Annotated in this window: 13 protein-coding genes; 4 read left to right on the forward strand and 9 right to left on the reverse strand. The window is 54.1% G+C overall.

The annotated features are described in order from the left end of the window. A partial coding sequence (locus tag Q0J60_RS07165; protein WP_294440017.1) for an ATP-binding cassette domain-containing protein occupies window positions 1-259 on the reverse strand: 259 nt, incomplete at its 3' end. An 84-nt stretch (window positions 260-343) separates the two neighbouring features. Beyond that, window positions 344-1,387: a HAMP domain-containing sensor histidine kinase gene (locus Q0J60_RS07170; RefSeq protein WP_294440019.1), complete on the reverse strand. Its 1,044-nt coding sequence runs from the start codon at window positions 1,385-1,387 to the stop codon at window positions 344-346. Between the two features lie 361 nt (window positions 1,388-1,748). Here Q0J60_RS07170 and Q0J60_RS07175 point away from each other — a divergent pair, with 361 nt between their 5' ends. The 3 genes from Q0J60_RS07175 to Q0J60_RS07185 all read left to right on the forward strand — a co-directional run bounded on the left by Q0J60_RS07175 (window position 1,749) and on the right by Q0J60_RS07185 (window position 4,378). Continuing rightward, the gene (locus Q0J60_RS07175) at window positions 1,749-2,261 is read left to right on the forward strand and encodes a GNAT family N-acetyltransferase (RefSeq protein WP_294440021.1); all 513 of its coding nucleotides are present in this window, start codon (window positions 1,749-1,751) and stop codon (window positions 2,259-2,261) included. 1 nt (window position 2,262) lies between these two features. Further along, entirely contained in the window at window positions 2,263-2,940 is a 678-nt protein-coding gene (locus Q0J60_RS07180; protein WP_294440022.1) for a response regulator transcription factor, read from the forward strand. Between the two features lie 718 nt (window positions 2,941-3,658). Further along, the gene (locus Q0J60_RS07185; RefSeq protein WP_294440024.1) at window positions 3,659-4,378 is read left to right on the forward strand and encodes a hypothetical protein; all 720 of its coding nucleotides are present in this window, start codon (window positions 3,659-3,661) and stop codon (window positions 4,376-4,378) included. On the opposite strand, the gene Q0J60_RS07190 is transcribed toward Q0J60_RS07185, so the two are convergent. From Q0J60_RS07190 to Q0J60_RS07215, 6 genes are all read right to left on the reverse strand, one after another. Further along, complete coding sequence (locus Q0J60_RS07190; protein WP_294440027.1) at window positions 4,360-4,599, reverse strand: hypothetical protein; 240 nt, start codon at window positions 4,597-4,599, stop codon at window positions 4,360-4,362. The two genes, Q0J60_RS07185 and Q0J60_RS07190, sit on opposite strands and share 19 nt — an antisense overlap. 20 nt (window positions 4,600-4,619) lie before the next feature. Next, on the reverse strand, window positions 4,620-5,255 hold the full coding sequence (locus Q0J60_RS07195; RefSeq protein ID WP_294440029.1) for a DUF1700 domain-containing protein: 636 nt from the start codon (window positions 5,253-5,255) through the stop codon (window positions 4,620-4,622). Window positions 5,256-5,263: 8 nt separating this feature from the next. Beyond that, window positions 5,264-5,794 (reverse strand): PadR family transcriptional regulator, encoded by a 531-nt coding sequence (locus Q0J60_RS07200; protein ID WP_294440031.1) that lies wholly within the window; start codon window positions 5,792-5,794, stop codon window positions 5,264-5,266. Window positions 5,795-6,961: 1,167 nt separating this feature from the next. Further along, the gene (locus tag Q0J60_RS07205) at window positions 6,962-7,723 is read right to left on the reverse strand and encodes an ABC transporter permease (RefSeq protein ID WP_294440033.1); all 762 of its coding nucleotides are present in this window, start codon (window positions 7,721-7,723) and stop codon (window positions 6,962-6,964) included. After that, window positions 7,724-8,104, reverse strand: coding sequence for a hypothetical protein (locus Q0J60_RS07210; protein ID WP_294440034.1), 381 nt, complete (start codon window positions 8,102-8,104; stop codon window positions 7,724-7,726). It abuts the gene before it with no gap. A 67-nt stretch (window positions 8,105-8,171) separates the two neighbouring features. Continuing rightward, window positions 8,172-8,540: a sigma-70 family RNA polymerase sigma factor gene (locus Q0J60_RS07215; protein ID WP_294440036.1), complete on the reverse strand. Its 369-nt coding sequence runs from the start codon at window positions 8,538-8,540 to the stop codon at window positions 8,172-8,174. Between the two features lie 537 nt (window positions 8,541-9,077). Here Q0J60_RS07215 and Q0J60_RS07220 point away from each other — a divergent pair. Further along, window positions 9,078-9,413 carry a helix-turn-helix domain-containing protein gene (locus Q0J60_RS07220; RefSeq protein ID WP_294440040.1) on the forward strand — a complete coding sequence of 112 codons (336 nt, stop codon included), beginning with the start codon at window positions 9,078-9,080 and terminating at the stop codon, window positions 9,411-9,413. 53 nt (window positions 9,414-9,466) lie between these two features. Here the strand turns inward: Q0J60_RS07220 and Q0J60_RS07225 are convergent. Beyond that, the coding region (locus Q0J60_RS07225) for a class B sortase (RefSeq protein WP_294440041.1) at window positions 9,467-9,909 on the reverse strand (443 nt) is incomplete at its 5' end.

Here is a 9,909-nt window from a genome sequence, read left to right on the forward strand (position 1 = left end):
CTTCGCGTCGACGAAACACGGCAAGCTGCTCGTCGCGGCGCGCATAGATGTCTTCGCCATTGAGGTAGACAGTTCCTGAGGTGGGTCTATCGACGCCGTCCAGCAAGTGCAAAAGCGTGCTCTTGCCCGATCCCGACGAGCCCACGATGGCGACGAACTCTCCTTCGGCGATAGTGAGCGAGACGTCGTTGAGCGCGCGGGTCGCGGCATCGCCCGATCCGTAGGTCTTGGTTAGGTGCGACACGGTGAGGATATCCATGGTGCCCTCGTTTCCTCGTAGTGGATGTAATCCGACACCTTTAGTGTCGCGGTTGCGGCTGACACGCGCGTGACGCCAACGTGACTAAACTGTCACTTTGGGAAAAACGATATCGAATTGCGCTCCGCCGCCCGGAGCGTTTGACGCGCGGATCGAGCCGCCCTGGGCGTTGATGAGCGCCTGCGCGAGCGAAAGCCCGATGCCGAATCCCACAGGCTGCATCGCATCGGCAAAGTCTGGATTGGACGAAGGGTCTTCGGGTCCGCGCAATGGAGCCGTATTGCGCGGCTCGCCGCGGTAGAACCGCTCGAAGACATGCGGCAGATCGTCGTCGGAAATGCCGGGCCCCGTATCTTGGATGCGGAAGCGGCATGCCAGCGAATCCTCCGTCGCTTGAATGCGAATGCAGCCTCCTTCGGGTGTGTGCTCCATGCAGTTCTTGAGCACGTTGGACAGCGCCTCTGCCGTCCATGCTGCATCGCCCAAAAAGGCGGCATCCATCTGAACGTCGGTTTCGTACGAAACGCCATGCATGTCCATCGATACCTCAACCGGTTCAAGCGCGGCGTCGATGACGGCTTTGGCGTTTTGCTCCCTCGATGCGAGCGTGATGGCGTTTGCATCGATCCGGGCGATTTTCAGAAGCGAGGTGACCAGCCATGACACGCGGTCAATGAGCGTTTCCAACTCGTGGAGCTTCATCGAGCGAACGTGCGAATCCTGGGCTCGTTCTATCACGGGCACCAAGAGCTCGACCGCGGTGAGCGGCGTGCGAATCTGATGGGAGATGTCCGCCAGGGCGTCTGACAGCGCTCGTTTCTCGGCCGCAAGATCCTCTGCCGTCTTGGTGAGGCGGGCGCACACCTTGTCCACTTCGTTGCGCAGCACGGCGACATCACCCTCGCGATAATCGGAAAACGATAGATTCCGTCCGTCGTGCAGCACCGCGTCGATTTCCGTTGAAAGCCGCGTGATTTCCGTATAGCGCCGGTGGGAGATGAGGCAAAAGGCGAGCGTCGTCGCGATGCCGGCGACAAGTGTGCATACGCCCGAGACGAATGCAGGGGAAACGGGGGAACTGGTCGATTGCGCCGCCCAGCTCGTGGCCAAGAATGCGAGGGCTCCCATGAGCACCGCCAGCGTTAAAAGGCCAAGCGTTTGTCTAAGGAATGAGGGATTTCTGAAGAGCGTATCCACCAGGAGCCCTCTTTCTTTCGGCCGGAGTTTTACTTGCGTATCAGCGGCATGCGTGGACGTTCATTGTCATGCGGTTGCAGCGAGGTTTTTCGCCACAATGCTGCATGGGCTACAATCTAGTCGATGACTACCATAGCAGAAAGGGCGAATGTGCCTTACCGATCAGAGCGGTCGTATCGGCGGTTACATCATGGATTCCGAGACAGGCGCCCTCACGCCGGTCTGCTGAGTATTCGACTGCGTATTCACGCTACAATGCACGGATATGCGTCACCCAACCGAAGGAAGCGTCATGGAAGCACAACAATCTTGCGAACTCACGATAGAACTTGCTTACGACCGTCTTGACGAGGTGCGCCCGCTCATCGTCGAATACATGGATTGGCTGCAGGGAGAACAGGGCGATATGAGCGAATGCCTTGCCTTGCAGGGCTATGACACCGAGCTGGACCATTTGGGTGAGAAGTACGGCATGCCGGAAGGACGTTTATATGTGGCGCATTTCGGAGGGCCTGCCGTGGGCTGCATCGCGTTGCGCCCGATGCACGAGCTTTCCGGCCAGAACGCCTGCGAGATGAAGCGTCTTTATGTGAGGCCGGGCAATCGAGGGGCGCATATCGGTAGGCGTCTTGCCCAGCGTATCGTGGATGACGCCCGCGAGATGGGCTATTCGTGCATGTATCTGGACACGCTTCCTCGTCTTAAGGCTGCTATCGCTCTGTATAAGAGCATGGGTTTCGTTGAGATTCCCCAATACAATGACAATCCCATCGCCGAGACGGTGTATATGAAGCTGGAGCTCTAGCATGCGTATTCTCATCGTGGAGGACGACGCCTCGATTGTGGGCGCTCTTCGGGCGCTGCTGAACTCCGAGGGACATGACTGCCAGGTGGCAACACGTCAGGATGTTGCGGTGGACATGCTGGAGCAGGGTTCGTTCGATCTTGCGCTTTTGGATGTGACGCTCGAGCAGGGCACGGGGTTCGGTGTGTGCGCCGCGGCGCAGCAGATTGCACCCGACATGCCGGTGATTTTTCTTACGGCGTCCGACGACGAATTCAGCACGGTTGCGGGGCTTGACATGGGTGCCGCCGATTATATCGCCAAGCCGTTTCGCGCCCGGGAGCTCTTGGCGCGCATCAACGCTGCGGCGCGCCGGGCGAAGTCTGGGTCGGCTGTAGAGCGGATGTCTTTGGGCAACGTTGAGATCGACCTTGCGGCGGGTGTTGTGCGCAAGCAGGGGCGCGACCTGGTTCTTTCTGCGCTCGAATATCGACTGCTTCTGTTGTTTGCGCAGGCGAAGGGGCGTTTGGTGACGCGCGATGCGATTCGCGATGCCTTGTGGGATGCAGGCGGCGAGTATGTGTCCGACAACGCGATCACCGTGTACATCAAGCGTCTGCGCGAAAAGGTGGAGGACGATCCGTCACATCCCAAGCTCATCGAAACCGTCCGCGGCCTGGGGTATAAGGCGTTGGGGTAATGATTTGTGTTTCTGCTCTTTGTTTGGCGACCTTTGCTGTGGGTTAACACCTTTTGGTGCTAGGTGATTCTGCGCTCCTTCGGCGTTAAGTCGTGCCGACCAGGTGTGGGCTCTGATGGAGATGGCCTGCCCGGGGATGGCGTAGATGCCACGAGTCGCGTGTCCAAACTCGAATAATGCGCATGCGCCGTGCGCAAAAATCGAGTTCGGACACGATAATGCGTCAGTGAGGCCCCTTTTGCGTTCATCGCAAGCGGGACACTGCTTGGAATTACTTAAAATGCCAGCTCGTTGTTAAGCATTGCCGCCGATGCCGCACTGTCCCATGTCCGAACTCGAAAAACGCGCATGCGCCGTGCGCAAAATCTGAGTTCGGACACGAATCCCGGCTCCTGGAGCACCGTTTTCGGGCGCCGGGGCAGTCTCGTCGGAGCAAAAAGATTAAAACGCCTGTTCGCAGTTAAGTGTTTTGTCGAGTTCTTGTCATCCCATGTCCAAACTCGAAAATCGTGCATGCGCTGTGCACAAAATCTGAGTTCGGACACGGATTATGGCGTTGGGCTCACTGTCGCTTGCCGCCACCCGGGTGCAAGTGTCGAACCGGCGGAGATATTAGGTCGTCGGTTTTCTCATCGCTGGTTTAACAGAGAGTGAACTTTTACCAATGGGAAATCGGGTATCATGGGTTTCGTACTTGTGAAATAGAGGGGTTCCCATCATGGCTCTGCCATCAACGATAGTGCTCGCCGATCTGACTCCAGGCTCCATGCACATGACTTCAATCATGGCTCAAGATTTTGAAGTAGCATACTCGGCTTTCGCTCGTGATTTTGCATCACTCGTGGATGTGGATTCACGGGAGGTCGTACCGACGTTCATTCATCTGATTGGGTACGGCCTTGCGTTAGGCAAGCAAAATGTTCCCGTCCTTGAAAATGGACGTTGCGCGATGGTGGGATTCTTTATCGATCCCGATGGTGAATGGGATGATGTGAATAGGCAAACGTGCCGGAGGGCGTTGCTAAGCGTTCGTTCATTTTTGCCTGATGCACCGATCGACATCCCTTTGTACCTCGTGAACATTTCCCAGGAATATGAGGCGGTGCCTTCGCTTTCAGCTGCGGTTGACGCCATTCTTAATCCCGACTCGACGCAGAATCATGTCGTTAATGGTGCAGACGACAATCTTCATTTCTCCTTTAAGGGAGGCCTGATGCTGGGCGGGGGACACCTGTACGATCGATGGTCTAACGCACCGCGTATGGGTACGGTACGCCATCGAGTGTCTGAGGCTATGGATGAGCTTGTTCACGCTGTTATGGGCGGCGAGTACCTTGCCCCAAAAAGCGCTCGTTTATGCATGCCCCGCTTGGTTTACCAGAGGTTGTCGAAGGCAGCAAGCGCCATCTCGGATGAAATTCAGCGGATTGATTCATAACCAATCGTGCCCAGGTTGGCGATTGTTCCCAAAAATGGGAGTTCAGAAGGGTTCTCAACCACGTGTCCACCCAGCACGAAAATGCCTTCCCTCGTATCGACATGCATGGTGAACACCGCGGAATCAAACCCGCTCATCACAAAGCCGACTCCCATGAGCACGATTCCCAATGCTGCCATTCCCGCCGCTACAGCGAGCAGGACTTTCTTTCCTGTTGTCATGAGTAATCCTTTCTCTGCGCTTATGCTATCGCATGTGAAGTCGTGACGCCGGGTTTTGTGTCGTGGTCATTGCGTGATTTGACAAAGGGGGATGCCATTTTGCGCACCCATGCGCGCGACAGGCGTGCGAGTTGCTTGGTTGCGCCGATGGATACCGCTATCATCGCAAGCCCGATGCCTGCGCATACAAGGCCGACTCCTGCTTCTGCGATTGCGAATGGAATGACGCCAGCAGAGACACCCATGAACGCTATGGCGCAGGAGGCGGGGAATGCTGCCACGAAGGCAATCGATACAATCCAGAGGCATGCGACCAGAATCCAGATGCAGGCGTATACGCACAGGGCAACTGCCAAAAATGCAATGAGCAGCGGGACCCACACCACCGCTCCTACGATGAGGAGCGTCCAGAGCAGCGCCTTGCTTTTGCGTCGCGTTTTCGCCATGGCGCGGGGGACTGCGGGTAAATCATCGAGGATCGCCTCGGCGGCGGCACCTGGCGTTTCAAGGGCGGCAACGGCCTCTTCCTCCGTGAGCCCTTCCTCCATGCGGTCATCGATCATTTCGGCATAGAAGGCAATCGATTCGGCGCGCATCTCCTGAGGGAGGCACGCCAGCAGGCTTTCGAGACGCGTAAGATACTGTTGTTTGTTCATGGATGCTCCTAACGATTGAGAATGTGAGCGAGCTTGGTAAACGGCGTGTCTTCCATCTTTCGCTCAGACGATTGGACGCATGCTTCCCTGTCTGTTTTGTCAACAATCGGTTCGGCGGGTTGAGCAATTTGCGATTCTTGTAGGGCGGTTTGTTCAATTGCCGTGCGAGTTGCCTGGATACCATTCGGCATGAGATGTTCTGATTCAAGCGATTGCGCTGTAGCGCCTCGTCCCGTTGCGGCCTCCACATAGTCGTAAATCGCCAGAACCTCAGACCGTTCGGCAACGAACTCTGCGATTCGTCGCTTTCCTTCTTCCGTGGTACGGTAATACTTGCGAAGCCTTCCGTTATGCTCTGCTGTGCGCACCGCGATGCAGCCGGCAGCCTCTAGGCGTTTGAGCAGGGGATAGAGCGTCGATTCCGTCAACCCCAAGGCAAGCGGCACGTCTTTGACGATTTGGTATCCGTACGATTCCCGTCGGTCGAGTGTTGCTAAAACGCATGCTTCTAAGAACCCGCGTTTCATTTGTGCATCCACCGCCGCCTCCTTTCAGACGATATCTTGCGTCATGTAATACTATGCAACATATACTATGTGATACATACTATGCGACGTATAGCATGATGTGTCAAGAGGTATCTTTTGAATATGCGGAGTTATGAAGGCAACGGATGGGCGCGCATAGCGAGGCGCAGGGATATGAGCGGGTACGTGTTCTTTTGCGCGATGCGGGATCTTACAGATGAACCTCCAGGAAATCCCGAAATCCCAAGGCCTGACCGACGAGGTGCAAGGTCATTTGCGCGATACGGAATCTAATAGCAACTGCAAAGTTCCCATTCTGCGTGAAGATTCCTGTTAAAGCTTCGTTTACATAGGTCGGAAGGCAGGTGGCATGCGGTCTGCCTGACGCTCTCCCGGACGTTGGCATCTGGGCGGCGCGCAGGACTCCTTTCATGCCCAAGCCGACCGCAGCTGTGCCAACGATGGTTAACCAAAGAGATGTGAATCGCATGCACACCTTGTCGAGTTTTGTACGGTGCGTACATCCAAAATGCCATTTTTTGCACCGATTCGCGACTTTTGTACGGTGCGTACATCGTGCTCTACGATAAAGAAGGCGTTTCGAGGTGGAAAGAGCTGCCGATTGCGAAGATTGGTCATCGGAAAAGTACGTTTTGAGCGGTGGTGTACGATGAAGGGGAGAGGTCGCGGCGGGGAATTCCTCAGCGTGCGACAGAGCGGATGTACGCACCGTGCAAAAGTCGAAATTACGTGCCGAATCGCCTGATTTCGATGTACACGCCGTACACAACCTGAGATTATGTGCGCATTCCTTCGATTTGGATGCACGCGCCATACACAACCCACGATTATGTGCGTACTTTCTAGCTCTCTCTATTGATTCGGCGTTAGCATGACCGGAACCAATCGTCTCCGGCGTGCGCGGCGGCCCCAGAGGGTCGGACGACTACGCATGGCCCGTGTTTCGTGCCCGACTCGTCTCTCGTGCACGGTTCGCGCACGTTATTCAAGACGGGCGCACGTTATCCCGTTCGGATATGGAACTCAGCCTGGGCACCCATGTGTGTCAAAAGTGCTACGTCTCCTTTTGACACACAAATGAGGCCGCAGCGCTCGGGTTGGGCGTCGCGGCCTTGGCGATAGAGGGGTTATGCGCAGGCCTTCCTGCGTATTTGCGTACTAGTTATCCCTGGTCAGCTTCTTGTATAGCACGGCAAACAGGATTGCCCCTACGACGATCCAGGCAGCGGTGACTGCCAGCGGCATCAAGGCCTCGTCAAATGTCACCGACCCGTCGATTGCCATGCCCATCAGCTTGTAGATGCCTCCGCAGGGAGTGTAGACTGAAATCTTGGCAATCGTCTCGTTTGCCAGCTCGAACATGGGAATCATCGCAAGCAGCAGCAGCGGCACGCCGAATACGCCTGCGGTGGTCTGGTCGCGGCTGGCAAGACCCAACACCAGCGACACCAAGATCAAAGGCAACGCGCCCAGCACGCCAAGTGCGAGGTAGGTGCCGAACCACTGCATCTGTCCGCCTGCGGCAAAGAAGCACGCCGCCTCAACCGCAACGATCACCACCAAAGCGAGCAGGGTTTTTGCCGCCAGCACGTTGCCCGCGGTCACGTTGGCAAGCATCAGCGTGCGCAGCGTGTGCTTCTCTTTTTCTTCCGCGATGCCGTAGATGATGGTCATGGAACCCGCCATGCCAACAGTCAGGCACAATGCGGTTCCCAGCATGAATTTCAGGACCTCTTTGTCAGCGAACGCTTGTTGCTCAGGAGTCAAGCCGGCGTCCGCTGTCGCATCGCCTATCATGAAGCGATACAGCAGCATGAACGCGATAGGCATGAGGCTTACCACCAGCATGGTGGGGTTTTTGAAGAAGTCGGCGACGTCTTTCATGAAAAGCGCGCCAGTTTTGCGCAGCGAGGCGTTCATTTAGAATTCCCTTCCGGTCAGCTCGAGGAACACTTCCTCAAGGTTGGGTTCGTCCGAATGCAAAGATTGGATCTCGTTTGCGACCATGAGCTCGTGCACCAGGTCTGCTGATTGTGCATCCTTGGTCGCCTCGATGACGCCGCGTGATTTCGTGACGATGGTCAGCTTGTTGCGCGCGAATCGTAGTTTAAGCGATTCAGGCTCGCCTTCTGCCACGATTCTTCCGTCGTTTAGAATGGCGATGCGGTCGCATACCGTTTCGGCTTCGGCCATGTCGTGCGTGGTGATGAAGATGGTCGCGCCTGCCGTCTTGAGCTCGCGCAGCATCGCATGGACCTCCGCGCGGGCAGCGGGGTCAAGACCGCTGGTGGGTTCGTCCATAAACGGCAAATAGGGCAAAGGACTTTTATAGCCCTTCACCCTATAGCCGATGAGAACACACAAAATATTAGATGCTCTCAAAAAGTTTTTTTATTTTCTTTCTCAGATGCCACATTCGGAAGTTGACCGCTTCTACTGTCAGACCGCATTTCTGCGATATCTGCTGGCTGTTATATCCATCCATTTTCCATAGAACAATCTGCAACGTGAGCTTGTCCACAGTAACCAATGCCTGATGCAAATGCTGATTCTCTATGTTGTCCAGCAATCTCTCTACGGTTCCTATGTACGGCTCCGGTTCTTTTGCCGCAATAAAATCAATCAGATGATCCGACTCCTGAAGTTTTTCGTAAAAGCGCCGTTCTGAATTAAACGCATTCCAATCGTATTCGCGCAGTTTTTGTATCGTTGTTTCATCCACACCGAGGCTGCGCATTTTTTCTTACTCGGCTTTCTTCCATAATTCCCAATCCTTTTGGGCTTTGGCCTTGTTATATGGCATGTCATTTTCCTCCAATCAATCGTTTTTGAACAAATCAAAACGATTGACCAGGGGATCACGGCAGCCCGCAAAAATCCTTTGCCATATACGATAAAAGGCACACAGACAGGCATAGTGAGCTGTTTGTGTGCCTTTTGTTATATATGGATAAGCACGTCGAAAAGGCGAGTCGGAATCAATTGGAACATGATAGCCCCATATATCAAATGCAATCTTTACTGCATAAAAAGCGAGCTGCAACTTATTCCAATGAGCGCAGCCCGACGTTAGAAAATCCGTCTTTATCGCAACGGTTCTTTGTCTTATGACCCCCTTGGGAACGTTTAGATCAAATCTTCCCCCAAATCTTTTCTTTGCTCATTTCCTGTTCCTCTCCGTTCCCGATTATGATTAGAAGCTCATATGATATGATTTATAAGTATATTTATATGAGCGGTAACGCATACTAAAATATACATGAGGTGAGGTACAATGCAGAATCCGCTGGATTCATTTGCCGCTGCTCTCCGTGCCGCAAGAATCAAGCGGAATCTGACACAACGGGAATTGGCGGACAAACTACTCATGAGCGTTCGGACAATCATCGAAATTGAACGATGCAAAAGCAGCCCGAAATTTGAAACAGTCGCCACATTGGCGAGGGGGCTGAATATCAGTTTGGATGCCGCTGTCTTTCAGGACATGAAATCGGATGCTGTTTCAAAAAGCGTAATTGACTTCTTTGCCGGAAAAAGCGAGGACGAAATTCAAAAATATATCACCCTCTGCCAGCAAGCAGATACTTTTAAGGAGCACAAAGGCGACTGAGCGAGAAATCGTGCAGCCGCCTTTGTCTTTTATCCGCTATCCGTTTTTTTGTTTTAATCAATCTCACACAACACTCCCACCAGCACAAACCTTGCACCATCATATTCGTAGGAACAAGTGGAAAAGGTAATCAGCCTGTCCTCATCAGATACAGATATATCCGTGGTAAAAGCGGATTTTTTAAGTGCTGTTTCCAGCAGAGCGTTTCGTTCCTCCTGGGTTTTCTCAAAGCCATAAACTGCCGAATCGGACGGTGTGACATAGGCTGCAATCAATTCCACCTTGTAGTTTTGCTCCGGCGTCAGCAAATACCAAACCGGATGCTGTTCATAATACTCTTGGCTCTGATACTCCGGCAGAGAGCCAAACATTGTATCATTCTTCATATTATGTCCGTAAATCACAGTATGCCGGTCTGAAAAATCTGCGCTGTTGCGGTAGTCCATAAAAATGGTCCCTGCCGTGTTCCAAGAGCCGTCCAGCAGGCGACGAAGGT

The organism is uncultured Slackia sp., assembly GCF_944321625.1.
Classification (GTDB): domain Bacteria; phylum Actinomycetota; class Coriobacteriia; order Coriobacteriales; family Eggerthellaceae; genus Slackia.